Source organism: Streptomyces sp. NPDC013157 (assembly GCF_042899865.1).
GTDB lineage: Bacteria > Actinomycetota > Actinomycetes > Streptomycetales > Streptomycetaceae > Streptomyces.
The window spans coordinates 119,398-144,173 of the sequence record NZ_JBIBAK010000002.1; the positions used below are offsets into that span (position 1 = coordinate 119,398).

Sequence of the window (24,776 nt, forward strand, 5' to 3'; positions counted from 1 at the left end):
GCGCGAACCGGGCGAACACGAGCGGCGGTGACTCGTCCAGGCGTCGGTCCGGCCCGGACGGCCGGATCCCCGGCAGGGCGGTACGGCCGTCCGCCGGCGACGCGCAGGGCCGGGAAGTGCGCGGGCTGCCCTGCCGGGCGCCGTCGGCGTCCGGCTCCCACCCGGGCCGCACGAACGGCTTCTCCTCCGTGCGCCCGGCCGGCCGCGCCGTCCGGCCCGTTCAGACGGTGATGGTCTTGTACTCGGTGTAGGTGCCGAGGCCGACCGCTCCGTACTCGCGGCCCACGCCGCTGGCCTTGAAGCCGCCGAAGGGACCGTCGAAGGCGACGGAGGCGCCGTTGACGGTGATGGTGCCGGTGCGGACGCGGCGGGCGACGGCCAGGGCGTGTTCCTCGTCGGCGGACCAGACGCCGCCGGAGAGGCCGTACTCGGAGTCGTTGGCGATGCGGACGGCGTCGTCCTCGTCGTCGTACGCGATGACGACCAGGACCGGGCCGAAGATCTCCTCCTGGGCGATCCGCATGGAGTTGTCGACATCGGCGAAGACGGTGGGCGTGACGTAGTTGCCCTTCTCCAGCCCCTCGGGGACCTGCGGGCCGCCGGTGACGAGGCGGGCGCCCTCGTCGATGCCGAGCTGGATGTAGTCGCGTACGCGCTGCTGCTGGTCGGGGCGGATCATCGGGCCGATGAAGGTGTCGACGTCGTTCGGGTCGCCCACCTTCAGCGACTCGACCAGTTCCTTCAGCGCCGTCACGACCTCCTCGTACTGCTCGCGCGGGGCCAGGATGCGGGTCTGCGCGATGCAGGACTCGCCGTTGTTGAGCAGGGAGCCGAACTTCAGGCCCGTGACCGCCTTCTCGATGTCGGCGTCCGGCAGGATGATCGCGGCGGACTTGCCGCCCAGCTCCAGACTGACCCGCTTCAGCTGCTCGCCCGCGATGGCGGCGATACGGCGGCCGGCCCGCGTCGACCCGGTGAAGGCGATCTTGTCGACCTGTGGGTGCGAGATCAGGTGCTCGCTGGTCTCCCGGTCGGCGGGCAGCACGCTGATCACACCCTCGGGCAGGCCGACCCGCTCCAGCAGCTCGGCCAGGAAGCCCATGCTCAGCGAGTTCTCCGGGGACACCTTGAGGACCACGGAGTTGCCCGCGACCAGGGCGGGGATGATCTTCGAGGTGGCGGAGGAGAACGGCGAGTTCCACGGGATCACCGCGGCCACGACGCCGACCGCCTCCCGGCGCACCACGCTGCGCACCGGGGACGCCGGGTCGGAGGGCGCCAGGGTCTCCTCCCAGCCGAACTCCTCCGCCGCCTTGAGATAGGCGTTGGCCTGCCGGGTCAGGCCGGGCTGCCCGGCGCGGGTGAACCAGCCGGCCGAGCCGTTCTCCAGGGAGATCAGATGCCCGATCTTCTCGGCGTTCTCCTCACGGAGCGCGTTGAACCTGCGCAGGGCCGCGATCCGCTGTGCGGGCGGGGTGAGACGCCACTCACCGCTCTCGAAAGAGGCCCGTGCCGCGGCCACCGCGCGGTCGATGTCCGCGGGCCGGGCCTGGGCGACGCGGCCGACCACCGACCTGTCGTGCGGCGAGGTGATGTCGAGCAGCTCCGGGGCGCTCGGCTCGACCCAGGAACCTCCGATGAAAAGCCGGTCGTAGGTGATCATGTGCGTTCTTCTTTCTGTCCCGCGGAGTTCAAGTGACACTTCAATGTAGCACTTACAGATGTTAGATGCACATAAGCGCAGCGCTCCAATGCTCATAGGCCTCACTGAAGCTACTCTTTTGTCAGGAGAGTCGACGCTGCACGCAACCTGGCCACCGTCCTGACGACCGGCGCGCGCATGCTCGCCGCCGATCCGGGCGCGAGCGTCGCGAGCATCGCCGCCGCGGCTGGTGTGGACCGGCGCACCGCCTACCGGCGCTTCGCCTCCCGCGAGGACCTCCTCGCGGCCGTCCACGAGTCCCGTGTCACGGCCGTCGAGCGGGCCATCGCGGACGCGCGGCCGCGGGAGGCACCGGTGGCCGTCGCGTTGCACCGGTACGTCGAGAACGTGGTCGCCGTCAACCGCAGCCGGCCGGTCGACCCCGCCCGCATGCTCACCGACGACGCCATCCGGCGGCGGCGGGACGCGTGTGTCGCCGAGGTGGACGCCTTCCTGGAACGGGCCGCCGCCGAGGCGCTGCTGCGCAGGGACGGGCCGACGGGCTGGGCGGGGGCGCTGCTCGTCGCGCTGGTGACCCTCGCTCCGCGCACGCAGTCACACCTGAGGCCGGCGCAGGCGGCCGACGTGGTGGGGGACGCGTTCCTCACCGGTCTCGGTGCGCCCTGGACACCGGTGCGGGCGGCCGAACAGCTCCGGGCCCCGTGGGATCTCGTCCCACCGGGCCCGGAGTGTGCCGCGCGACGCCGATCGGGCGGAGAGGGTCCAGACGCCGGTTGGCGCCGGCGGCGCAGGTCCAGATCTGGAGCTTCGTGCCGTTGGCCGAGCAGACGTGGCCCTGCTGGGTGCCGACGGCGTCGTCGGACTTGAGCAGGATGACGGCCTGGAAGGTCTTGCCCGCCGCCGGCTCCACCTTGGTGGTGAAGCGGCTGACCTTCTGGTCGACCTTTCCGTCGTGGGAGTGGTGTAGGCGTAGGTGCCCAGCCGGTCGCCGCCGTGGGCGACGCTGTCGTTGTCCCACCGGTCGGAGAAGCGCGGGCCGTACTGCCGGGTGGTGCTGCCGTCGGTGTAGACGATGGTGCCGATGCCCTGGTGGGGGCCGCTGGTACCGCTGCCGAAGCCCAGTTCGCTGCCGGTCCCGGAGATCAGGACCACCTGTCCCCTGGTGTCGACGGCGTCGGCTGTGCCCCCGGCGTCCGGTCACTGGCAGGTCGGGCCGTCCTGGGTGAAGGACTGCCCGGCGCCCAGGCCCTGGGCGGCCAGCGTCTGGGCGCAGGAGCTGAACCCGCCGCCGTCGTACTTGCCACCGTGCACCCTGTCACATGTGATCCAATCGAGGTGTGTGTTTCAAACTCACATGTGATCACCGCTTCGTCTGCCGGAGAGCCGGCGGTCCGTTGTCGGGTGTGCTGTCGGTCTTTGGGTCCGCTCGGGCGGGACTGGCCGTTTCGGCCGGATGACCGTCGGGACTTCTGATGACGAATGAGCACATCCGCTTTTACTCTGCTCCAGAGGTGTGTTCCCAGGGGCGTGGTGCGGCATGTGCCACCGACCCGGTGCGAGAAACACGTGTCGATGCGGCGTTCTTCGGTGGTGAAGGGAGTTGGGGGCCGTGGAATCGCTCGGGACGGTGATCGGCCGGGACGGCGAACGGAGGCGGTTGTCCGCGCTCGTGGCGGCCGGCGAGGGCCGGGCGCTCGTCCTCAGAGGGGAGCCGGGGGTGGGCAAGAGCGCCCTGCTCGGCCATGTCGCCCGGCTGACGGAGCGGGCGGGTCACGAGGTGATCCGGGCCGCCGGGGCGGAGGCGGAGTCCGGGCTGCCGTTCGCCGGCCTGCACCAGCTGCTGCACCCCCTGCTGTCCCTCGCCGAGGGGCTGGACCTGGTGCACCGGACTGTGTTCGACACCGTCTTCGGTCGCGGCGACGGGCCGCCACCGTCCGTCATGTCGCTCGGCATCACCGTCCGGGACCTGCTGTCCCTCTCCTCGTCGGTGGGTCCGCTGCTCCTGGTCGTCGACGACGGCCAGTGGCCGGACCCGGCCAGAGTCGCGGTGATCGGTTTCGTGGGGCGCCGGCTGACCGGTGGTTCGGTGAAGCTCGTGGTCGGTCCGCGTTCGGACATCGCGTCGGGTTTCGACACCGCCGCCCTGCCGGAGCTGCCGGTCGGGCCCCTCGGCGGCACGGCCGCACGACGGCTGCTGGACCTGCGTCACCCGGATCTGGACGGGTCCGTCCGTCGTCTGGTGCTGGACCAGGCCCGGGGCAATCCGCCGGCGCTGCTGGAACTGCCCGCCCACGTCACGACCGCGCACGCGGACCCGGCGGTCTCCGGGATCGCAGGACCGTACGACGCCTCGCTGCCGCTGCCCCGGCGCCTTCAGCATGTCTTCGGCACACGTATCGGGAAACTCGGTACCGGGGTTCGCGAGGAGCTGCTGCGCGGAGCCCTCGACGGTGTCGGAGCGGCACCGCCGCCCGGTGCCGCACCGGGGCGCTACCGGATGCGCGACGCCGACGAGGCGGTGGCGGCCGGTCTGCTGGGGGGCGACCCGGCCAGCGGCGACTACGTCTTCCGGCACCCGCTGGTGCGCTCCGCCGTGGTGCGGACGGCCACGCCCAACCAGCGGCGGGCGGCGCACGCGGCGCTGGCGGGGGTGCACCGGGACGACGTGGAGCGGCGGGCCACTCATCTGGCGGCCCCCACGGTGGACCCGGACAAGGAGGTGGCGGCCACGCTGGAGCGGGCGGCGCAGTCCGCGACCCGGCGCGGCGGGGCACTGGCCGCCGTCGCCTGGCTGACCCGCGCGGCGGAACTCAGCGAGAGCCGCGAGGACCGCTCCCGCCGGATCGCCGACGCGGCCTTCGCCGCCGGACACGCGGGGCTCTTCGACCGGGCCCGGCGGCTCGTCCGTTCCGACCGGGTGCCGGGCACGGACGAGTCCCCGGCCGCACCGAACAAGCCCGCACCCACGCCCTCGCCGCCCACCACGCACACCTCCCCCACATCTCCCCCCGCCTCGCCCTCCTCACCCACGGCGTCCTCGCCATGACCACCACCGACCCCACCCAGGCCGACCACCGCTACCACCAAGCCGAAAACCACCCCCACGCCACCCACTTCCCCTACGAACTCGCCCGCATCCGCCTCGCCCACGGCACCCGCCTCCGACACACCCAGGGACGCAAGGCGGCCCGGCACACCCTCACCCTCGCCGCGGAGGCGTTCGAGCGGCTGGGCGCGCGCACCTGGGCCGAGCGGGCCCGGGCCGAACTGCGGGCTGCCGGTACGGCGAGCCTCACTTCCTCGGCCCACCTGGCCGCGCTCACCTGGCAGGAGCGCCGGATCGCCGATCTCGCGGCCGGCGGTCTGACCAACAAGGAGATCGGCGAGCGGATGCACCTGTCCCCGCGCACCGTCAGCTCACACCTCTACCGCGCCTTCCCCAAACCGGGCATCACCTCCCGCGCCGCCCTGCGCGACGCGCTGGGCAGGCTGGAGGACGGGCACGGTGGCTGAAGGCGCCGGGGCGCCCTCCTCAGTCGAATGACCGAGGAGCCCGCACACCCGGCCGCGCCCCTGGGCTCGTTCCGACGGACCGGTCCCGGCGGCACATGTGCTCACCTGCGGCACCCGGCGGGACACGGGCCATCCCGCAGGCCCTCGTGTGGCCGTCCGCGGCCGACCGTCATATGACTGATGTGTCCGGTTTCCTACCGACAAGAGTGCGTATCACCGATCGCGTTCCCGTAAAGGAGAGCGACCTCGGATCAGCCGGCCGCACAGCGGAACCGCCTATCGTCACCTGTTTGACAGGTGACGGACGTTGTGCGAGGGTCGTCGCGCCAATGAGCCGCGCGGTGATCCCACACGCCGAAGCGAGCGGGAGACGTCCCGGGCGCGGGCCGGTCACCGGAAACGCACGAGAGGGATTCACATGATCAACAGGCGCACCTTCAGCAAGGCCGTCGGCCTGGGCACCGGCGCCGCCGCGGTCTCGCTGTCCGGCCTCCAGACCAGCGCGTCGGCCGCGGCCCCGAAGCCCACGGCGGGCGGTTCTCCCGCTCCCACGGTGCCCACCATCACACCGGGCACCCACACGGAGTTCAGCTCGCTCAAGCACGTGAAGGCCGGCGTCCTGGACATCGGGTACGCCGAGGCGGGCCCCGCGCACGGCCCGGTGGTCCTCCTGCTGCACGGCTGGCCCTACGACATCCACAGCTTCGTCGACGTCGCGCCGCTCCTCGCCGACCAGGGCTACCGCGTCCTCGTCCCGTATCTGCGCGGCCACGGCAGCACCCGCTTCCTGTCCGGGCACACCCCGCGCACCGCCGAGCAGTCGGCCATCGCGCTGGACATCATCGCCTTCATGGACGCACTCAAGATCCACCAGGCGGTCCTCGCCGGCTTCGACTGGGGCTCGCGCACCGCGGACATCATCGCCGCCCTGTGGCCGGAGCGCGTCAAGGCGCTCGCCTCCACCAGCGGCTACCTGATCACCAACGTGAAGGCCCAGCTGGAACCCGCCGCCCCGGCCGTGGAGCACAACTGGTGGTACCAGTGGTACTTCGCCAGCGACCGCGGCAGGAAGGCGATGGAGAACGAGGACCAGCGCATCGCGCTGTGCCGCTACGTGTGGACACTCGTCTCGCCGAACTGGAACTTCGACGACGCCACCTTCGCGCGCACCGCCCAGGCCTTCAAGAACCCCGACTACGCCGCCATCGTCCTCTACAACTACCGCTGGCGTATCGGCCTGATCGAGGGCGACCGCCGCTACGACCGCTACGAGAAGCGGCTCGCGGCCCAGCCCTCGATCAACGTTCCCACGGTCACCCTCGACGCGGCCCTCGACCCCTTCACCCCGCCCGGCGACGGCGCCGCCTACCGCGACCACTTCACCGGCCCGTACCAGCACCGGACCGTCGCGAACATCGGCCACAACCTGCCGCAGGAGGCGCCCACCACCTTCGCCCAGGCCGTGGTCGACGCCGACCGCCTCTGAGACCCGGTGGAGACCCGGATGAGCGAAGTCCTGTGGAGCCGGCTGGCAGCGGCCGAACTGCGCGCCCTGGCGGCACGCGACGCGGTGGTGCTGCTGCCCGTCGGAGCCACCGAACAGCACGGTCCGCACCTGCCCACCGGTGTCGACGACCTGCTGGCCGCGGAGGTGTGCCACCGGGCGGCGCTGCTCGCCGCCGAGCAGACCGGTGTGGTGGTGGCCCCGTCGATCGCCACGGGGCTCTCCGAGCACCACATGGCCTTCGGCGGCACCCTCTCGATCAGCCTGCCCACCCTGCACGCGCTCCTGCGCGACCTGTGCCGTTCCCTGGTCCGGGCGGGTTTCTTCCGCATCCTGATCGTCAACGGGCACGGCGGCAACATGACCGCCCTCAACGCCCTCACGACGGAACTGACCGCGGAACTGTCGACGCCGATCGCGTTCGCCAGCTACTTCGGCGTGGGGCGGGAGGTGGTGCGGGACACCCTGGAGACGCAGGACGGCCTCATGCACACCTGCGAGGGCGAGACGTCCATGATGACGGCCGCCCACCCCGGGCTGATCCGCGGTGAGCACCTCGGCAAGGCACACGGTCCCCGTATCACGGTGCCCGCGGAGTCCACCGAGCCGGTGTACATGGCGGTCCCCTTCGACCGGATCACCCCGACCGGGGTGGCGGGCGACGCCCGGGCGGCGAGCCCGGAGAAGGGCGAACGGATGCTGTCCGGCTGCGCGTCGGCACTGGCGGAGATCATCCTCGAGGACCCGTGGGCACGGCTGCGGCCAGAGCCCTTGCCGACGCCCTGAGAAGGCGCGGGGGCGGGGCCCCGGGCACACATGTCTCCGGCTCCACGGCATGCGGCCGGGAGGGCACCGCCCCTCCCGGCCGCGTCGGCGTTCGGCACCCACCCCCACCCTTCGTCACCACCTTGACAGGTGACGAGAGGCATGACAGGTTAGTCACCAGTCAGGGCGGTGACGCTGGCCCGGTCGGGCCGACCCGTCCTCCTCCAGGACTTTTCGAACGTATTCACGGAACATGTGAGGGTTTTGTCATGGTCAGCATCAAGGGTGGGCGCAAGCGGCTGGTGACCGGCGCGGTCGCCACGGTCACGGCGGGTCTGGCCCTGGGCGCGTTCGCCGTCAGCGGGACCGCCAGCGGCGCGACGAACAGCGCCCGGGGGAACAGCCACGCCAAGCCCACGATCGTCCTGGAGCACGGCGCCTTCGCCGACGGCTCCAGCTGGAACGGCGTCATCACCGCACTGCGCGCCGACGGATACCCGGTCGTCGCCGCCGCCAACCCGCTGCGCGGCCCGTCCTCCGACGCGGCCGCCCTGCGCACGGTCCTCGACCACGTCAAGGGCCCGAAGGTCCTCGTCGGCCACTCCTACGGCGGCAACGTCATCAGCGAGGCCGCCACCGGCGACCCCGACGTCAAGGCCCTGGTCTACGTCGCGGCCTTCCTGCCGGCCCCCGGGGAGAGCGCCCTGGAGCTCACCGGCAAGTACCCCGGCTCCACCCTCCCGGACGCCCTCGACCCGGTCACCTACCGGCAGGCCGACGGCTCCACCGCCACCGACCTGTACATCCGGCAGGACAAGTTCCGCCACCAGTTCGCCGCCGACGTGCCCGCCGGCCAGGCCGCGCTGATGGCCGCCGAGCAACGGCCCATCGCCCAGTCCGCCCTGGAGGAGAAGGCCACCAGCGCCGCCTGGAAGACCATCCCCAGCTGGGACATCGTCACCACCCGCGACCTCAACATCCCCGCGGCCGTGCAGCGCTTCATGGCCAAGCGGGCCCACGCCCGCACCACCGAGGTCGCCGCGTCCCACTCGGTCGCCGTCTCCCACCCCCACCTGGTGGCGGGCGTGATCGAGCGGGCCGCCCACGCCACCGTCCGCTGACCCGCCCGGAGGGCGGCGGGGCGGACGGCCCCGCCGCCCCGGGAGCTGCCACGGACACCGCACGGCACACCTCACGGGTGCGCGGAGCACGGGAGAATGGACGCCATGACCTCACACACCGACCCCCGTGCGCTCGGGAAGTTCCTCAGGGCCCGCCGGGCCCAGCTGGATCCCGGGGACTGCGGTCTGCCCGAGGCGGACACCCAGCGCCGGGTCGCCGGGCTGCGCCGCGAGGAGGTCGCCCATCTCGCCGCGATCAGCGTGGACTACTACACCCGGCTCGAACAGGGCCGGGTCCGCGCCTCCGCGCCCGTGCTCGCCACCCTGGTCCGCGCCCTGCGCCTCGACGACGACCAGAAGACCTACCTCTACGAACTCGCGGGACGCACGGACGACCGCCCGCGCCGCCGCCGGCCCCGCCAGCAGGTGCGGCCCGCCATGCGCCGCCTGCTCGACCAGCTCACCGGGACGCCCGCGCTGGTCCTCGGCCGGCGCCTGGACATCCTGGCCTGGAACCAGGCCGCCGTCGCCCTCTACACCGACTTCGCCGCCGTACCGGCCGACCGGCGCAACTACCTGCGCCTGCTGTTCACCGACCCGGCGATCCGGGAGATGCACCGGGAGTGGAGCCACGACGCCCGGGACGCCGTCGCCGCCCTGCGCATGGCCGCCGCCGCCGAACCCGACGACCCGGAGCTGGACGGCCTGGTCGCCGAACTGTCCGCGCGGGACGCGGACTTCCGCACCTGGTGGGCCGAGCACCGCGTCAACAGCGCGACCTACGGGACCAAGCAGTACCGGCACCCCGTGGTCGGCGACCTCACCCTCGACTGCGACACCTGGAACGGTGCCGACGGCTCCGGACAGCGGCTGATGGTCCTCACCGCCGAGACCGGCACCCCCTCCCACGACGCCCTGCGCATCCTCACCTCCTGGGCCCCCGAGCGGGCGGACCCGCGCCGGGCAGCGGACACCGCACCGCGCGGCTGAACCCCCACACCTTCTCCTCTCGTCCCCCTGGAGAGGTCCGAGAAGGAGCGGCACATGCCGGCGTACGACATCCCGGGCAGCGGGCCCCGGCTCATCCTCCTGCCCGGCATCGGGGGTTCGGCGGGCGACACCTGGAAGGCGCTGACCGCCGGCCTCGCGGCCACCCGCACCGTCCTCGGTGAGCCGGGCGGCGGTGGCCGGGGTGCAGGGCGACGGCGAGACCAGTGCCGCGCTGACCGAGGAGATCGTCCGCTGGGCGACACCCCGCGGGACCCACGGCGCGCGTTTCTTCGCCTGCCACGCGCGGGCTCTGGCCGCCCTCGGCGGCGGCGACTTCGAGACCGCCTACCAGCACGGCAGCACGCTCAGCCCGCCCGGAACCGTCGCGCCCTACGTGCCGATCGCCATGTGGGGCACGATGGACCTGGTCGAGGCGGCCATCCGGACCGGCCGGGAGAAGGAGGCCGCGGCTCACGCGGCGGCCATGCGCGCGACCGGGATGGCCGGGCTGTCGCCCCGGCTGGAGCTGCTGGTGCTCGCCTGCGAGGCCCTGACCACGGCCGCGGAGGCGGCTGTTCCGCTCTTCGAACGGGCCCTGTCCCCGCCCGACGCGGAACGCCGGCCTCTCGACGTCGCGCGCGTGCGGCTCTTCCACGGCGAGCGGCTGCGTCGGCTGCGGGTCACGACGGAGGCCCGGGAGCAACTGACGCGGGCCCTCGACGCGTTCCAGCGGCTGGGGGCCAAGCCCTGGGTGACCCGTACCGCCGCCGAGTTGCGGGCCGGCGGCCAGTCCGCGCCCGCCGCGACCCGCCCCGGGACCGTGGCACTGACCGCGCAGGAGTTGCAGATCGCCACGCTGGCCGCCACCGGACTGACCAACAAGCAGATCGCGGAACGGATGTTCCTCTCCCACCGGACCTTCGGCACGCACCTGTACCAGATCTATCCCAAGCTGGGCATCACCTCGCGGGCCGCACTGCGCGACGCCCTCTCCCGGCTCGACAGGGGCGACGAGGGCTGAGCCGGCGGCTCCGGCTTCGACCAGTCATTCGACGTATGCCGGGGTCCCGGCCACCGCGCACAGTGGAGGCGGGACGTCCCCGCGGACCGTCCCCCGGTGGCCGGGTGGTGCGCCACCCGGCACCACGAGAGGGGAACCGGATGTTCGGCGCCTCGGACAGCCATCCGGACATCCGCTGGCCGTCGGGCTTCGCACCCGACCAGGCGCACGGTTTCTGTCAGGCACAGGCCGTCGTCCACGCTCCGCCCGCCACGGCCTTCTCACTGCTCAGCGGTGTGGAGCGGTGGCCGGAATGGGTGCCGGAAGTCGGTGAGGTGCGCGCCGGGGCCCTGTCCGGCGGCTTCCTGGTGCGGTTCCACGGACACCGGTTCGAGATCTGCCTCGGAGAACGGGTGCCGCACAGCCGGCTCGGCTGGTCGGGCATCGGCGCCGGTGTGCAGCTGTACCAGGCCTAGGCCTGGCTGCTGACCGCGGTCGCGGGCGGCACCCATGTGGTGACCGAGAACGTGGTCCGCGGCCCCGCCGCCGGGTCCCTCGGCGCACTGGCACCGTTGTGGACCCAGCGCCTGAACGCCCTGTGGCTCGCCCAGCTCAAGAGGCTTTCGGAGACCGCGCCGGGCGACGTATGACACCGCTGGCCGGCGCCCGTCGCGGGCGTCGGCCGGTCGCGGTCGTGCCGTCCGGCGGGTCAGGCGGCCGGGACGGATCCCTCACCGGTGGCGCGGGCGGCGGTGACGGCGTTGCCCGCGCCGGGGCGGGCGGCATCGGCGGTCCTGCCCTCGCCAGCGCGGGCCGGCCGGAGGAAGAGGGCGAGTCCGATCCCCATGGCCAGGGCGGGGGCGATCCAGAGGTAGCCGGTGGCCGTGGCGTGGGCGAAGGCGTCCAGCGCGGTGTCGCGCAGGGCGGCGGGGAGCCGGCCGATGGTGTCGGGGCGGCCCGCGTCGAATCCGCCGGTGGTCGGCAGGGCCCGGGTGCGGTGGGCGAAACCAGTGTTGAGGAGGGTGCCGAAGACGGCGACCCCGAAGGCCGCGCCGATGGAGCGGGCGAAGGTGACGACGGCGCTGGCGGCGCCGAGGTCGGACGCGGGGACGGTGTTCTGGACGGTGGTCAGCACCACCATGGGGACCATGCCGATGCCGACACCGGTCAGCAGGAAGTAGCCGCTTAGCACCAGGGTCCCGGTGCCGGCGCCGATGGTGCCGAGCAGGAGCAGTCCGGCGAGGTTCGCGGCCAGCCCGGCGAGCAGGATCATCCGCAGCCGCCCGGTGTGCGCGGACCGGCGTCCGGCGAGGGACTGGCTGATGACGAGGCCTGCGACCAGGGGCAGCATGTGGACGCCGGAGAGCGTGGCGGAGACGCCGTCGACGATCTGGAGGTAGGTCGGCAGGTAGACCAGGACGGCGAACATCGCGGCGTTGGCGAGGAAACCGATCAGCGAGGAGAGGACCACGGTCCGTGAGCCGAGCATGGCCGGCGGCAGGACAGGCGCGGCGGCGCGGTGCTCGACGGGCACCAGCAGCAGGGCCAGAACGACGGTGGCGGCGATCAGTCCGACGATGGCGGGCGAGCCCCAGCCCCAGCGCTCCCCGAAGGACGTGACCAGGACCAGGCCGGTGGCGATGGCGGCCAGGACGGTGGCGCCGAGGTAGTCGATGCGGGCCCTGGCGCCCCGGGCGGCCGCGGGCAGCGCGCGGGCGGCGACGGCCAGGGCGACGATGCCGACGGGCAGGTTGACGAGGAAGGCCCAGCGCCAGGAGAGCTGGTCGGTGAAGACTCCGCCGAGCAGCGGTCCGACGATGCTGGCGACGCCGTAGACCGAACCGAACATGCCCTGGTAGCGGCCGCGTCGGTCGGGGGCGACGATGTCGCCGACGAGCGCGAAGGTGAGCACGATCATGCCGCCGCCGCCCACGCCCTGGAGCACTCGGGCGCCGATCAGCTCGGGGAGGTTCTGCGCGAGTCCGCAGGCCACCGAGGCGATCAGGAAGACGGAGGTCGAGGCCAGGTAGAGCCGCTTGCGGCCGAACATGTCGCCGAGCTTGCCCCACAGCGGTGTGACCGCCGTGGAGGCGAGCAGGTATGCGGCGCTGACCCACGCGATGTCGTCGAACCCGTTCAGGTCCTGCGCTATGCGCGGCAGCGCGGTCGAGACGATCGTCTGGTCGAGGGCTGCCAGGAGGACCGCGAGGATCAGCGCGCTCATGGCGGCGGCGACCCCGCCGGCCCTGGGCCGGGCCGCCTGCTGTGTCGTCGGCATCGGGACTGCCTTTCTGTAAAGGGTCAAAGGTGCCAGAGGTGACGGAGGTGACGGAGGTGACGGAGGTGACGGAGTGCGCGACAGACACCGACGCCTCATCCGATTGACCGTATCCACCTTAACTGTCACTTCAATGTAGCACTTGATTGGCGGTACTTCACCTTGGAGAGGCGCTAACTGCCTCAGGTTGCACATCCGGCCACTAGACTCGGGACGGTGAGAGCCGACGCAGCACGCAATCTGGAAGCCGTCCTGACCACCGGGGCGCGCATGCTCGCAGCCGACCCGGGCGCGAGCATCGCGAGCATCGCCGCCGAGGCGGGAGTGGACCGGCGCACGGTCTACCGGCGCTTCGCCTCCCGCGAGGACCTCCTCGCCTCGATCTACGAAGCCAGGCTGAAGGCGGTCGAGGACGCCATCGAGGACGCCCGGCTGCGCGAGGCACCCGTGGCCGTCGCACTGCATCGCTACGTGGAGAACGTCATCGGCGTGAACCGCACCTGGCCGGTCGACCTGAGCCGGATGCTCGCCGACGACACCGTCCGCGCCCGCCGTGACGCCTCGGTACGCGAGGTCGACACCTTCCTCGAACGGGCCACCGGCGAGGGCCTGCTGCGCCGGGATCTGCCGCGGGGCTGGGCGAGCGCGCTGCTGCCGCAGCTGATGCACCTGGTGAACCGGCAACTGCCGGAGCTGACCCCCGGGCAGGCCGCGGACGTCGTCGTGGACACCCTGCTGAACGGCCTCGGAACCCCCTGACACGGCCTCGGCCCCCCCGACACACCGACGGCCCCCGCAGCACACGTCGGGTGTGCTGCGGGGGCCGGTACGGCTGTGCGCAGGGCCCTGTGGACCCGGGGGCGGTATGGGCCGGGGTCACGCGCTCCGCGGGCGACAGGCGGCCGTCAGCCGATGTGTCTCGGTGGGCAGCAACATGTGCGGCGGGCAGCGGTGGACGGCGGAACGTGTGATGCGTGTGAACCCGCGGGGCGGGTGGTTACGTTCCCCGGGTGGAAGGGTTCTGGGCCGCCCCGGCGACGGTGGCCGGGGCCCGGCCCGTGCCGTGGGACTGGTCACGACGGTCACGGTCGCGGGCGACCTGGTACCGGAGGGGAGCGCGTCCCCTTTTCCGGACCGCTTCACACACCCCTGTGCCTCGGGTGCCGGAGCGGCGGCGGTCCCGCCCCGACACCGACGGAGGCGGCGGGACCGCCGACCACCCCGGCGGGCGCGGCCGGTCCCGGAACCGACCGGGCCGGGGCGCGGTCAGCCCTTCAGGCGGTGCGGGTGTGCCGCGTACACACCCAGGATGCGTACCTCGGAGGAGAAGAAGCGCAGCTCGTGCAGGGCGAGTGCGACACCCGGGTCGTCGGGGTGTCCCTCGATCTCGACATAGAAGCGGCTGGCGTTGAGCCCCGCGCCCATCTGATAGCTCTCGATCTTCGTGAGGTTCACCCCGCTGGTGGCGAACCCGCCGAGCGCCTTGTACAGCGCGCTCGGGATGTTGCGCACGCTGAAGAACAGGCTCGTCATGGTCGGCTCGCCCCGCTCCGGGGCCGGTGCGGCGTCCCGGGACAGGACGACGAACCGGGTGGTGTTGTCCGGGTCGTCCTCGACCTCGGGCCGCAGCACCTCCAGACCGTGGAGCGCGGCCGCGGCGGGCGGCGCGAGCGCCGCGTGCCGCGGGTCGCCGAGTTCGGCCACCTCGCGCGCCGCCCCGGCGGTGTCGTCGCTGACGAGGGTGCGCCACCCGCCGTCCCGCAGCACCTTGCGGCACTGCCCGAGGGCGTGCACGTGGCTGCGCACGCACTCCACCTGGTCCAGGGTCGCGCCGGGCGCCCCCATCAGGTCGAAACGGATGGCGAGGAAGTACTCCGCGACGATGACCAGCCCCGACTCGGGCAGCAGGTGGTGGACGTCGGCGACGCGGCCGGCCGCGGAGTTGTCCACCGGGATCACGGCCACGTCGGCGCTGCCGAGGGTAACGGCGTCCAGGGCCTGCTCGAAGCCCGTGCAGGGCAGTTCGCGGCCGTCGGGATAGAGCTCTTTGGCGGCCGTCGCCGAGTTCGAGCCTGGTTCACCCTGATATGCGACGGTTGTCACCGTTTGAGCCCTTTCCGAAGGAGGTCCTGTCGTCGCGCGGCAGAAGCTCCCTTGCGAACCGCACCTGTTGAAGTATCGGTGAACTCGCCTCGACCAACGGCACCAGGGGGTGTCCGCCGGCGTCGCGGTCCGACGCGAGGACCTCGTATGCGGCCGCGACCACGTACCGGACGGCGTTGCCCGCCTGCTCGACGTGGTGGGCGAGCCGTTCCTCCACGGACGGCGCCAGACCGTGGCGGGCCGAAGGAGCGGCGTGCAGCACGGCGGCCAGGCTCTGCCGCTCGTCGTGGAGTACGGCGGCCAGCTCGGCGGGGACCACCGCCTCGCGCGGCTCCCTGCCTGGCAGCGGCACGGGCGCGGGGCGTCCGCTCGCCCTGCCGTTGTCCTAATCCCGCCCGGCCGCCTGACGAAGGTGCCTGCTCACGTCGCCGACCAGGTTGATGCGGACCCGCCGCTCCACGAAACGCCACTGACCGTCCCGGCGCTCGAAGCGGTCGTGGTACCGGCCGCCGGCGATGGTCTGAAGGGGCAGTCCGGGGAGGGCCTGAAGCACGGTGACGTACGAGCGTGCCGCCGCCGTGCCCGCCTCCTCGTCGACCTCGACGGCGACGTTGGTGGTGACGTGCTGGGTCCGCGGGGTGCCGTCGGCGTAGACGATCAGTGAGTCGTGGAACATCTTCTCGATCGCGTCGCGTCCGCTCACCGGCTCGCCGCTGCCCGTGAAGACGGCGTCGGCGAGGAGTTCGCCGAGTCCGCCGAAGTCCCCGTCGTCCACCAGCTCGGCGTACCGGGCGATCAGGTTCTCGACGGCACGGTGGCTCGGCGTCCGGTCTCCGGGCGTACGGGGGGATGTGGACATGATCGCCTCCAGGCGGGACGGGCCGGGGGTCGCGCGCCGCCTCCGGTACCCGGAGCTGCGCGTCGGCCGGTGACGACACCCAGCTTGCCACGCCGTAGACACCTGGTCGGAGGCTCGGGGTCACACCTGGGGCCGGGCGGCGGCCGGGGCCCCGGCCGCCGGGCACCGACACATGTGCGTGCCCGGCGGGGCACCCGGCCGACGACGGACGCCGGGCTCAGGCCAGGGCGGCGGCCAGCCGGTCCGCGACCTCGCTCGCGGCGGGCATCGCGGCGATCTGCTCGGCGGCGCGGCGGGCGTTGTCCCGGTACTCGGCGCCGCTGAGCACCTCGGTCACGGCCTGTGCCACGGCCTCCGGTCCGGCGGGCGGCAGTACGGCGGACCCGAGACGCGCCGCCGCGACGGCTCCGGCCTGGAGGAACTGGTCGGCGCCCTGCGGAGCGACCACCATGGGCAGGCCGCGCGAGAGGGTGCCCAGCGTCGTGCCCGCACCGCCGTGGGTGACGACGAGGTCGACGCCGTCGAGCAGTTCGGCGAGCGGGGTGAACCCGACGAACTCGACGTGGTCGAGCCCGTCGCCGTAGTCGGCGGCGGTGGCGGTCAGACCGAGGGTGACCACGAGGTCGGCCAGCGGCGCGAGGGCGTCGACGATCGGGCGCAGCAGCGCGGGCGCCCCGAAGTCGGTACCGAAGGAGAGCAGCACCTTCGGCCGGCTCCGGACGGCGAGAGCGGCAGGCGTGACCGGGCCGTCCGTCGCGGCGGGGCCGCGATAGGCCTCGGTCCGCAGCGGCAGGCGGCCCTGCGGCGGCTGCCAGCCAGGCCCCTGGAGGACTTCGGGGCAGGGGTCCACGTACCAGGCGGGCGTCGGCACGGCCAGACCGCGTTCCTTGTAGGCGGGCTCGGCGACCGCGTCGAAGACGTCGGTGAACTCGGCGGGGATCAGGGGCCCGAACGCATGCTTGGCGTACGGGACTTGCAGCGCGGCGGCGACGAACGGTCCCACGTAGTCGGTGGCCTCGGCGACGATCACATCGGGCCGGAACTCGCGTGCCGCGGCGATCGCCGCGTCCGCCCCCAGCTCGATCCGCGCACCGGCGAACACCTCGGCGGCGACGGCGGGGCTGGGCACGGTCGGATCGTCCACACCGGCCCGGCGCGCGCCCTCCGCGAGCAGCTCGGGCATCTCGGGGCCGACAGCCAGCAGCGGCAGGTGCTCCGCCTCGAGCATCGGCCCGAATGCGGCCGAGGTGAGTACGGCCACGTCGTCCCCGCGGTCGCGGAAGGCACGGGCGAGCGGGAGCAGCGGCATGAGGTGGCCGTGCGCCGGGGTGCTGGAGAAGAGGATACGCATACCGGCAGTTAGAACTCCGATGTAGTCACACTTCAACGAATTCAGTCACACCTGAGCAACGGGGCGGAACACACGGCGTCCGTGAGGAAGACACGTGCGCCGTCCCAGTCCCAGCCGATCTCCAGCAGCCGGAACCAGGACGGCGGTGTCACGAAGTACTCCAGGACCCGGACCGCGTCGCCCGCCGTGACCCCCGGACGGAGCGCGCCGAGCCGCTCCAGCCGGCCGGTCACCAGCGCGAAGCGCTCCCGTTCCAGCCGGCGGATCCGGTCCAGCAGGACGGCGACGCCCTCGTCCACGGTCGCCGCGTCGAAGAGCGCGGTCATGGTGTGCCGGTGGTGGCGGACCATGTCGTGGATGCTGTGCACCACCAGCCGTACCACCTCGTCGCCGGTGGTGGCGCTCTCGACGGCCGCCAGGACCTCGCCGATGCCCGCGTCACTGGCGGCGCGCTCGGTCAACGCGGCGACCAGGGCCGCCTTGCTGCCGATGGCCGCGTAGACGGTGCCCTGGGCGACCTCGGCCTCCTCGGCGATGCGCCTGATGGTGACCCGGGCGTACCCGTGCTCGGCGAACAGCGCCCCGGCCGTGTCCAGAATGGCCGCCCGCGTCGCGGCGGCTGCGCGTTCACGCACGGTGGAACGGTAGGTGCGGGACGTCATGGGACCCAGTCCAGGAAAGGCGCCGTGCCCGGTGGTCGTCCCTGCCCGGTCGCCGCCGGGAGGCTGTCGTCCGGCAGCCGCCACCACCGTTTTCAGGCGCCTGATGCCGTCCGGGCGGGCTCCGGTTCCCCCTGTTTCGACGTGCTTCGGACGCAACGCCGCCCGATGGCACCGGAGTCGGCTCCGCCCCTTCGACGAGCGCCGGGGACAGCGAGGTTCACACCCGCGCAGGACAGCGGGTCAGCCCGCCTGTTCCGTCAGCCGGACGTCGTGGACGACCGGGTGCCCGGCCACCACGTTGGCGGACTCCTGCGGCCGGTAGCCGTCGGCGGCCGTGGTGAGGACGTACCGTCCGTCCCCCGGCGCGTGCAGCGGAGCCGACGGCGCCCAGCTGGCGCACCAGTTCCCCGTACTCGGCCTTCTCGGCCACATGTACCTCCATTGTCATTGCCCAAGGCGACTATGACGTCGGTCAGTCGCCTTCGGCAAACACCTGAGGTGTGCGCTGACGCACACCTCAGGGTTGATACGTTTTTCGCACGGGTCCGTCGGTCCGTGCCGGTCAGCGCAGGAGCCGGCGGGCGACGTTGGTGGTGACCAGGTCGAGGAGTTCCTCGCCCCGGCCGGACAGGACGGTGCGGATCGCGTAGAGGGTGAACCCCTTGGCCTGTTCCACCGTGACCGCCGGCGGTACAGACAGTTCCTGGCGGGCCGTCATGACCTCGACCAGTGCGGGTCCCTCGTGGGCGAAGGCGCCCTTGAGCGCGTCCTCCAGATCGCCGGGCCGCTCGACCCGGCGGGCCCACAGCCCGACGGCGGCGGCGACCTCGGCGAGCTGCGGGTTGTCCAGTTCGGTGGCGTAGTTGACGATCCCCGCCGCCTTCATCTCCAGCTCCACGAAGTTCAGCGAGCCGTTGTTGAAGACGACGATCTTGGCGGGCAGCCGGTTCTGCCGGAGCGTGAACAGCTCGCCCAGGAGCATGGTGAGACCGCCGTCGCCGGACAGCGAGACCACCTGCCGGCCCGGGTACGCCGCCTGCGCGCCCACGGCGTGCGGCAGGGCGTTGGCCATGGTGCCGTGGTTGAACGAACCGAGCAGCCGGCGCCGCCCGTTGAAGGTCAGGTAGCGGGCAGCCCACACCACCGGGGAGCCGACGTCGACGGTGAACACCGCGTCCTCGTCGGCGAGCCGGTCGATGGCGCTCGCCACGAACTGCGGGTGGATCGGGGTGCGTTCGTGGTCGTTGACTGCGAGCGCGTCGAGCGACCTGCGGGTGCGGGCGTAGTGGGCGAGGGCGTCGTCGAGGTGCTTCCGGCCGGTCTTGACGGTCAGCAGCGGCAGCAGCGCGGGCAGGGTGTCGCGGACACTGCCCACCAGGGGCAGGTCGACGTGGGTGCGGCGGCCGATCTGCTCGCCGCGGATGTCGAGCTGCACGACCTTCGCGCCCTGCGGGTAGAACTGCCGGTAGGGAAAGTCGGTGCCCAGCATCAGCAGGGTGTCGGCCTCCTCGATCGCCTTGTAGCCGGAGGCGAAGCCGAGCAGGCCGGTCATGCCGACGTCGTACGGGTTGTCGTACTCGACGTACTCCTTGCCGCGCAGCGCGTGCACCACCGGGGCCTTGAGGGTCTCGGCGAGCCGGACCAGATCGTCGTGGGCACCGGCGGCGCCGGCACCCGCCAGGATCGTCACCCGCTCGCCGTCGTTCAGCAGGGCGGCGGCCTCGCGCAGGGCCTCGTCGTCCGGGCGGACGACGCTGCGGGCCGGGCGGACGACGGTGGGGGCCAGGTCGCGGCCGACCCTGCCGAGGAAGATCTCGCCGGGTACGACGACCACCGCCACTCCCCTGCGCTCCACGGCGGCCCGCATCGCCGTCTCCAGGATGCGCGGCCCGTGTTCGGGGCTGGTGACGGTCTCCGCGTAGACGCTGCAGTCGGCGAACAGCTCCTGCGGGCGGGTCTCCTGGAAGTAGCCGGAGCCGATCTCGGCGCCCGGGATCTGCGCGGCGACGGCGAGCACCGGAACCCGGCTGCGCTGGGCGTCGAAGAGGCCGTTGATCAGGTGCAGGTTGCCCGGACCGCAGCTGCCGACGCAGACGTTGAGCTCTCCGGTCAGCCCGGCCTCGGCGGCCGCGGCGAGGGCGGCGCTCTCCTCGTGCCGCACGTGCACCCAGTCGACGTCCTCCTCCCGGCGTATGGCGTCCGTCAGGCCGTTGAGCGAATCGCCGGGCAGGCCGTACAGGCGGCGCACGCCGGAGGCCTTGAGGGAGGCGATGACGTGTTCGGCGAAGGTGCGCATACGGGTTGCCTTTCGTCGGTCGTGAGCGCGTCCGGTGCGCGGGGCGGGGCCGCGCGGGGCGGGGCCGACGGCACCGGGGCCTGCCGGGTGGACGAGCCGCCGTCAGTCTCGGGGAGCCGACATTGCGCACGCATCCGTCGGATGACTGCTTCCTCGCCTCCGGCCCGTCCCGGCACCTGGGCCGGACTGCTGCCCGACGCCGGTACGGGCGTGCCGGGGCGGGCCGGCCGCCGTTACGGCCGGCCCGCGGGAGAGCGGGCGCAGCTGCCGATGCCGACCGGCGTGCCGGTGCCGTCCTGGTCATCACCGGGAAGAACACCACGGGGAAGTCGGCGGCCGCGACCGTCGCGGTCAGCATGTCCGGGGCGGCGCCCGTGGCGGGGCGCTCCTGGTCAGGCGTCCGCGTCCGCCCCGTCCGCCAGTCGGTTGAGCCACTCCAGGAGCAGGGTCCGCTCGCCGGTGCTGAGGGGCGCGGTCCCGTCCTCGCCGAGGGCGGCGAGCAGGGCCGTGGCGGGGCTCGCCACGGCGGCGCCGGTGGCGGCGGGGCCGGTGGCGGCGGGGCCGCCTTCGTCCGGGGTCGCGGACGGGAGCGTGAGGGTGTTGATCACCATCTCGCGGGCCTCCCGGGCGTTACGCAGATCGCGTTCCTGCTCCGGGTGGCCGATCAGGTTGAGGATCGTCCCCACACCGGTGGAGTGCATGACCTCGGTCGCGCGCTCGACGCTCATCCGCAGCCGCCCGGCGGCGGCGACCCTGGTGATCATGCGGCGCAGGTCGGCGGCGGCACGTCGGCCGGTCTGCGGCACGTGCCCTCGGCGGACCTGTCCGTAGACGAGCGTGTAGTACGCCGGGTGTTCGAGGCCGAAGGAGATGTGCAGGTCCCAGGCCTCCCGCAGCACCTGCACGGGGTCGTCGCCGGTGCCGCGATGTGCCCGACGACGGCCCTGGCGTCGGCCGCCTCCCCGGCGGCCGGCGCGGCCTCGGCCAGGAACGCGAGCGCCCAGAACTCCTCATAGGCGTACGGCGGCGATGCCGGCGCCGACATCGCCGCCGACGGCTCGGCGAACAGCGAGCGCAGCCTCGCGTAGGCCTCGGCGTACCGGCCCGCGCCGGACGCGGTGAGCGCGCGGGCCAGGGCGGCCAGGCTCAACTGCCGGTTCTGGCCGAGCCGCAGGGATGCCTCCTCGACCTGCGCCGCGCTTTCCAGTGCCCGTTCGTGGCACCCCTGGAGGGCGTCGAGGATGCCGAGGGTCACCGTGGCCCGCGCCACCCATTCGGGCTGCCCGGTCCGGTCGGCGATCGTACGGCCCTCCTCGGCGAGCGCGCGGGCGGTGCGCCAGCGGGCGCCGCGCCAGACCTGGCCCATCGCCCTCGGTACGAGGAGATACGGCAGCCGTCCGTAGCGGCCACCCGCGCGCAGGGCCGCCTCCGCCCTCTCGAAGTGCGCCGCCGCCCGGTCGACGTCGGTGGCGAGATGGGCGATCTGGCCGAGCAGGGCCTGCTCATCGCCCTCGGACAGCGCGGACGCGGGACGCGGGTTTGCCGGCCGGGGTGTCGCGAGCGGGTCGATCAGCGCCATCACGGCGAGATCGCGCGCGTCCCGGGGACCGGACCACAGGTCCTCGAACGCCCGCCGGACCGCGCGCCGTGTGCCAGGCGGCGTGCGGCGGACTGGTCAGGCACTGCCCCAGCGCCGCGTGGGCGGCCATCCGCCGGGCCGCCCACTCCAGCCGCAGTACGGCGGACCGGTGCAACGGCTGCGGGAAGCGCAACGAGGACTCCTCCGTGGCGAAGGCACCGGCACCCGCCGGGACCGCGCCGAAGACGTCCACGCCTCCGGCGGCTCCGGCGGCGCCGGCGACCTCCCCGGCTCCGGGACCCGCAGCACCCCCGGCACCACCGAAGACGTCCACGCCCTCCATGTCCCCCGCGACACCGCCGGCCTCTCCGTCCCCTGCCACACCGGCAGCCCCTCCGTCTCCGCCGGCCCCGTCGGCCTCGACCGACTCCACTCCCCCGTCGGCCTCCGCGCTCCCCGCCGCTGCGACGACTTCCGCTGCCCCCACGACACCGCCGGCCCCCACGGCCCCTTCGGCCGCTCCGCACTTCGCGGCTCCGGCGGTCTCGCACGTCCCCGCCTCCCGGGCGGTCGACTTCGTCTCGGTGAGGAGGCCGTGACCGGTGAGCTCGGCGAGTCCGGCTCGGGCCGCGTCGGTGCTGCCCAGCAGCAGGGTGCTCGCCGCCAGGACGTCCCGTGCGAGCGGTGCCGCGCTCAGCGCGGCGACGAGCAGTACACTCCGGGCCGGCACCGACAGCCCCTTCAGATCCTCCCGGTGCGCCTCGGCCAGCCGCGCCGTGGCCGGCAGCATGCCGAAGCCCGCGGTGTCGCCGAGCGGGCCTGCCCCGAGCGAGAGTTCCGTGAGGGCCAGCGGGTTCCCCCCGGCGACGGCCAGGACGAGTTGCTCCTCGGGGTACCCGACGACCCGTCCCGCGCGGTGGAGGAGGCTCCGGGCCTCGGCGGCGGGCAGGCCTTCGAGCGTGGCGGTGAGCGGGTCCGACGGCGCGGACGGGGTCCCGGGGGCCGCGCGCTCGGCGACGATCATGCCCACATGTGTGTCACCGCAGAGCCGCGCCAGGGCGTTCAGGGTGTCGCGGCTCGCGGAGTCGAGCCGGTCGAGGTCGTCGACGCACAGCAGCACCGGCTCCGGTGCCCCGGCCAGCAGGCACAGTGCGGCTGCTGCCGGACCGGCCGGGTCCGGCGTGGCGGGTCCACCGCCGAAGGCGGCGTCCAACACGGCGCGTTCCGGGGCCGGAAGCTCGCCCAGCCGTGCCAGTTCGGGACGGAGCAGGCCGTGCAGCGCGGCGTACGGCAGGGTCCGCTCGGCGGACGCCCATGCCGTCGACAGCACCCGGATGCCCCGGCGCCCGGCGGCCGCCGGGCGCGAAGCGTACGACCGCGGACCGGCCCGTCCCCGCGGCGCCGCGGACGCGCAGCACCCGTCCGCCCCGGGGAAGTTCTGCCGGCAGTTCGGTGATCAGCTGCTTCTCGTGGTCACGGCCCACCAGACCGGCATCGTCCGGACCGGTCTCCCCCGGCCCCGCACTGCCGGGACCCAAGCTGTCGCGGTCCGTGCTGTTCCGGCCGATGTGCGTCCTCACTCCACGCCCTCCCACATCTCCCGGAACATCTCCCGGAACATCTCCCGGAACGACGAAAGTTCCTTCCGTGCGCCGTCCCCGGCAGACTCCGTTCGCGTACGTACTAGCGGGTGTGCGTTCAGCACCGGTATGCGCCCCTACCGCCCGTCTGCGTACCCATGCCCATGTGCGTTCACCTCTGTCGCATGTGCGTGGCGTGCCGCCGCATACGTGGTCATCCGGACGCCGGCTCGTCCGAGGGCCCGTGCCCGGTGCCGGCGGCAGCGTAGAGGTCGCGGATGCTGACATCGGTTCCGAACCGGAGACGGCAAAGGACCCAGTCGATCGGGTGGCACTCCCGTGCGTCGGGCAGCTCCACCACCAGCGGAAGGTCCGCCGACTGCGGGGCCTGCGCGTACCGCCAGACTCCGCCGGCGTGCCGGGTGAGGTCTCACCGACGTAGCAGCCGAAGGCGACGAGGGACTCCGCCATGTCCTCACCGGTGACACCCTCGGCCCGGAACCCGTCGACGATGTCCTCCACCAGCACGATGCTCTCCGGACTGTAGCCCAGGTCCGCACCGCTGATGTCGGCCGCGGTCGCGACGATGGCGGCGGCGTGCCGGGACGCGCTGCCGGGCTCAAGCGGGGGGGTCAGGTACACCTGCATGTTGGTCCTCGGGCTGTTGCCGTCAATGTGGACGAGGCTCATCGCACAATGCCCGGCCGAGCATGCCCCTCCCCGTATCGACATGGAACCCGGCCGCACGCGGAGTCGCACCGGGGCAAGGACGGCAACACCCCCCGATTCCATGTTTGCAGTCGATCGACTCATGCCGGTGGGTGGCCGTCCTGCAAGTGGCGGGCCCGTGTTCCGCTTCTCCATGTCCAAGGCCCCGGACCGGGTACCCCCGCCATACGCCGATCGACGCCCTCGTGCTGCCGCGGAGACCCCGCCGGCGCACACCGGCCCGACGGCCCCGCCGAGGAAAGGAGCCCGGGGTGGCACGCCCTCGTGAGTTCGACACCGACGTGGCTGTGGAGCAGGCCATGGGCCTGTTCTGGCGGCAGGGCTACCAGGCCACGGCGATGCCGCAGCTCACGGCCCTGCTGGGGATCGGCACCGGCAGCCTGTACGCGGCGTTCGGTTCGAAGGACGGCCTGTACGCCCGCGCCCTGGCCGGCTACTGCGACGTCATGGTGGCGGCCCTCGACCGGGACGTGCGGGCCGGCGGCCGGCATCCGTACGGCTCTGCACGCGCTGCTGGTGGCGATGGTCGCGGCCGACGTGGCCGACCCCGAGCGCGCCTGTCTGCTGGTGAACGCGGCCACCGAACGCGCAGCGCACGACGTGACGGTGGAGCAGGTGCGGCTGACGATGACCGCCCTGGAGTCCGTGCTGACCGAGGCGCTGGAGCGGGCCCGGGAGCGGGAGAGCTGAACGGCGAGCGCAGTCCGGTGGAACTGGCCCGATTCCTCACCACGTTCGTCCAGGGCATGCGTGTGGTGGGCCAGGCACGCGTGGACCGCACGT

23 protein-coding genes and 2 pseudogenes are annotated in these 24,776 nt (G+C 73.1%); 13 read left to right on the plus strand and 12 right to left on the minus strand.

Going from position 1 to position 24,776, the window contains the following annotated elements; genetic code table 11:
• Positions 1-220: 220 nt before the first annotated feature.
• Positions 221-1,663, minus strand: a complete 1,443-nt coding sequence (locus ACFY6U_RS05945) for an aldehyde dehydrogenase (protein ID WP_390035305.1) — start codon at positions 1,661-1,663, stop codon at positions 221-223.
• A 177-nt stretch (positions 1,664-1,840) separates the two neighbouring features.
• Between ACFY6U_RS05945 and ACFY6U_RS05950 the strand changes: the two are divergent.
• The 10 genes and pseudogenes from ACFY6U_RS05950 to ACFY6U_RS05995 form a co-directional block, all read left to right on the plus strand.
• Positions 1,841-2,323, plus strand: a pseudogene (locus ACFY6U_RS05950) (TetR family transcriptional regulator); the annotation flags it as partial.
• A gap of 949 nt (positions 2,324-3,272) precedes the next feature.
• Positions 3,273-4,709, plus strand: a complete 1,437-nt coding sequence (locus ACFY6U_RS05955; protein ID WP_390035306.1) for an AAA family ATPase — start codon at positions 3,273-3,275, stop codon at positions 4,707-4,709.
• Entirely contained in the window at positions 4,706-5,176 is a 471-nt protein-coding gene (locus ACFY6U_RS05960) for a LuxR C-terminal-related transcriptional regulator (RefSeq protein ID WP_390035307.1), read from the plus strand. Before ACFY6U_RS05955 ends, ACFY6U_RS05960 begins: the two co-directional genes overlap by 4 nt.
• A gap of 418 nt (positions 5,177-5,594) precedes the next feature.
• Positions 5,595-6,662, plus strand: coding sequence for an alpha/beta fold hydrolase (locus ACFY6U_RS05965; RefSeq protein ID WP_390035308.1), 1,068 nt, complete (start codon positions 5,595-5,597; stop codon positions 6,660-6,662).
• An 18-nt stretch (positions 6,663-6,680) separates the two neighbouring features.
• Positions 6,681-7,466, plus strand: coding sequence for a creatininase family protein (locus ACFY6U_RS05970; protein WP_390035309.1), 786 nt, complete (start codon positions 6,681-6,683; stop codon positions 7,464-7,466).
• A gap of 248 nt (positions 7,467-7,714) precedes the next feature.
• The gene (locus ACFY6U_RS05975) at positions 7,715-8,566 is read left to right on the plus strand and encodes an alpha/beta fold hydrolase (RefSeq protein ID WP_390035310.1); all 852 of its coding nucleotides are present in this window, start codon (positions 7,715-7,717) and stop codon (positions 8,564-8,566) included.
• A gap of 105 nt (positions 8,567-8,671) precedes the next feature.
• Entirely contained in the window at positions 8,672-9,556 is an 885-nt protein-coding gene (locus ACFY6U_RS05980) for a helix-turn-helix domain-containing protein (protein ID WP_390035311.1), read from the plus strand.
• 178 nt (positions 9,557-9,734) lie between these two features.
• Positions 9,735-10,577 carry a LuxR C-terminal-related transcriptional regulator gene (locus ACFY6U_RS05985; RefSeq protein ID WP_390035312.1) on the plus strand — a complete coding sequence of 281 codons (843 nt, stop codon included), beginning with the start codon at positions 9,735-9,737 and terminating at the stop codon, positions 10,575-10,577.
• A 140-nt stretch (positions 10,578-10,717) separates the two neighbouring features.
• Positions 10,718-11,032, plus strand: a complete 315-nt coding sequence (locus ACFY6U_RS05990) for an SRPBCC family protein (protein ID WP_390035313.1) — start codon at positions 10,718-10,720, stop codon at positions 11,030-11,032.
• 39 nt (positions 11,033-11,071) lie between these two features.
• Positions 11,072-11,206 carry a hypothetical protein gene (locus ACFY6U_RS05995; RefSeq protein WP_390035314.1) on the plus strand — a complete coding sequence of 45 codons (135 nt, stop codon included), beginning with the start codon at positions 11,072-11,074 and terminating at the stop codon, positions 11,204-11,206.
• A gap of 59 nt (positions 11,207-11,265) precedes the next feature.
• Here the strand turns inward: ACFY6U_RS05995 and ACFY6U_RS06000 are convergent, their stop codons facing one another.
• Positions 11,266-12,834: an MDR family MFS transporter gene (locus ACFY6U_RS06000; protein WP_390035315.1), complete on the minus strand. Its 1,569-nt coding sequence runs from the start codon at positions 12,832-12,834 to the stop codon at positions 11,266-11,268.
• Between the two features lie 270 nt (positions 12,835-13,104).
• Here ACFY6U_RS06000 and ACFY6U_RS06005 point away from each other — a divergent pair, with 270 nt between their 5' ends.
• On the plus strand, positions 13,105-13,593 hold the full coding sequence (locus ACFY6U_RS06005) for a TetR/AcrR family transcriptional regulator (protein WP_390036512.1): 489 nt from the start codon (positions 13,105-13,107) through the stop codon (positions 13,591-13,593).
• Between the two features lie 507 nt (positions 13,594-14,100).
• Here the strand turns inward: ACFY6U_RS06005 and ACFY6U_RS06010 are convergent.
• The 10 genes from ACFY6U_RS06010 to ACFY6U_RS06055 all read right to left on the minus strand — a co-directional run bounded on the left by ACFY6U_RS06010 (position 14,101) and on the right by ACFY6U_RS06055 (position 23,014).
• Positions 14,101-14,937 (minus strand): prephenate dehydratase, encoded by an 837-nt coding sequence (locus ACFY6U_RS06010; protein WP_390035316.1) that lies wholly within the window; start codon positions 14,935-14,937, stop codon positions 14,101-14,103.
• Entirely contained in the window at positions 14,912-15,289 is a 378-nt protein-coding gene (locus ACFY6U_RS06015; protein WP_390035317.1) for a hypothetical protein, read from the minus strand. The genes ACFY6U_RS06010 and ACFY6U_RS06015 overlap by 26 nt, the downstream gene beginning before the upstream one ends.
• Positions 15,290-15,322: 33 nt before the next feature.
• Positions 15,323-15,796, minus strand: a complete 474-nt coding sequence (locus tag ACFY6U_RS06020) for a nuclear transport factor 2 family protein (protein ID WP_390035318.1) — start codon at positions 15,794-15,796, stop codon at positions 15,323-15,325.
• Between the two features lie 217 nt (positions 15,797-16,013).
• Positions 16,014-17,147: a glycosyltransferase gene (locus ACFY6U_RS06025; RefSeq protein WP_390035319.1), complete on the minus strand. Its 1,134-nt coding sequence runs from the start codon at positions 17,145-17,147 to the stop codon at positions 16,014-16,016.
• 41 nt (positions 17,148-17,188) lie between these two features.
• Positions 17,189-17,782 carry a TetR/AcrR family transcriptional regulator gene (locus ACFY6U_RS06030; RefSeq protein WP_390035320.1) on the minus strand — a complete coding sequence of 198 codons (594 nt, stop codon included), beginning with the start codon at positions 17,780-17,782 and terminating at the stop codon, positions 17,189-17,191.
• A 267-nt stretch (positions 17,783-18,049) separates the two neighbouring features.
• On the minus strand, positions 18,050-18,241 hold the full coding sequence (locus ACFY6U_RS06035; RefSeq protein WP_390035321.1) for a hypothetical protein: 192 nt from the start codon (positions 18,239-18,241) through the stop codon (positions 18,050-18,052).
• A gap of 130 nt (positions 18,242-18,371) precedes the next feature.
• A complete protein-coding gene (poxB, locus tag ACFY6U_RS06040; RefSeq protein ID WP_390035322.1) occupies positions 18,372-20,105 on the minus strand; it encodes a ubiquinone-dependent pyruvate dehydrogenase in 1,734 nt (577 codons plus the stop codon).
• 392 nt (positions 20,106-20,497) lie between these two features.
• Positions 20,498-20,869 (minus strand): hypothetical protein, encoded by a 372-nt coding sequence (locus ACFY6U_RS06045; RefSeq protein ID WP_390035323.1) that lies wholly within the window; start codon positions 20,867-20,869, stop codon positions 20,498-20,500.
• The gene (locus ACFY6U_RS06050) at positions 20,866-21,684 is read right to left on the minus strand and encodes a hypothetical protein (RefSeq protein ID WP_390035324.1); all 819 of its coding nucleotides are present in this window, start codon (positions 21,682-21,684) and stop codon (positions 20,866-20,868) included. Before ACFY6U_RS06050 ends, ACFY6U_RS06045 begins: the two co-directional genes overlap by 4 nt.
• A complete protein-coding gene (locus ACFY6U_RS06055) occupies positions 21,608-23,014 on the minus strand; it encodes a hypothetical protein (RefSeq protein WP_390035325.1) in 1,407 nt (468 codons plus the stop codon). Before ACFY6U_RS06055 ends, ACFY6U_RS06050 begins: the two co-directional genes overlap by 77 nt.
• Positions 23,015-24,292: 1,278 nt before the next feature.
• Here ACFY6U_RS06055 and ACFY6U_RS06060 point away from each other — a divergent pair.
• Positions 24,293-24,403, plus strand: a pseudogene (locus tag ACFY6U_RS06060) (TetR/AcrR family transcriptional regulator); the annotation flags it as partial.
• A 106-nt stretch (positions 24,404-24,509) separates the two neighbouring features.
• On the plus strand, positions 24,510-24,683 hold the full coding sequence (locus ACFY6U_RS06065) for a hypothetical protein (RefSeq protein WP_390036571.1): 174 nt from the start codon (positions 24,510-24,512) through the stop codon (positions 24,681-24,683).
• Positions 24,684-24,776: the final 93 nt, after the last annotated feature.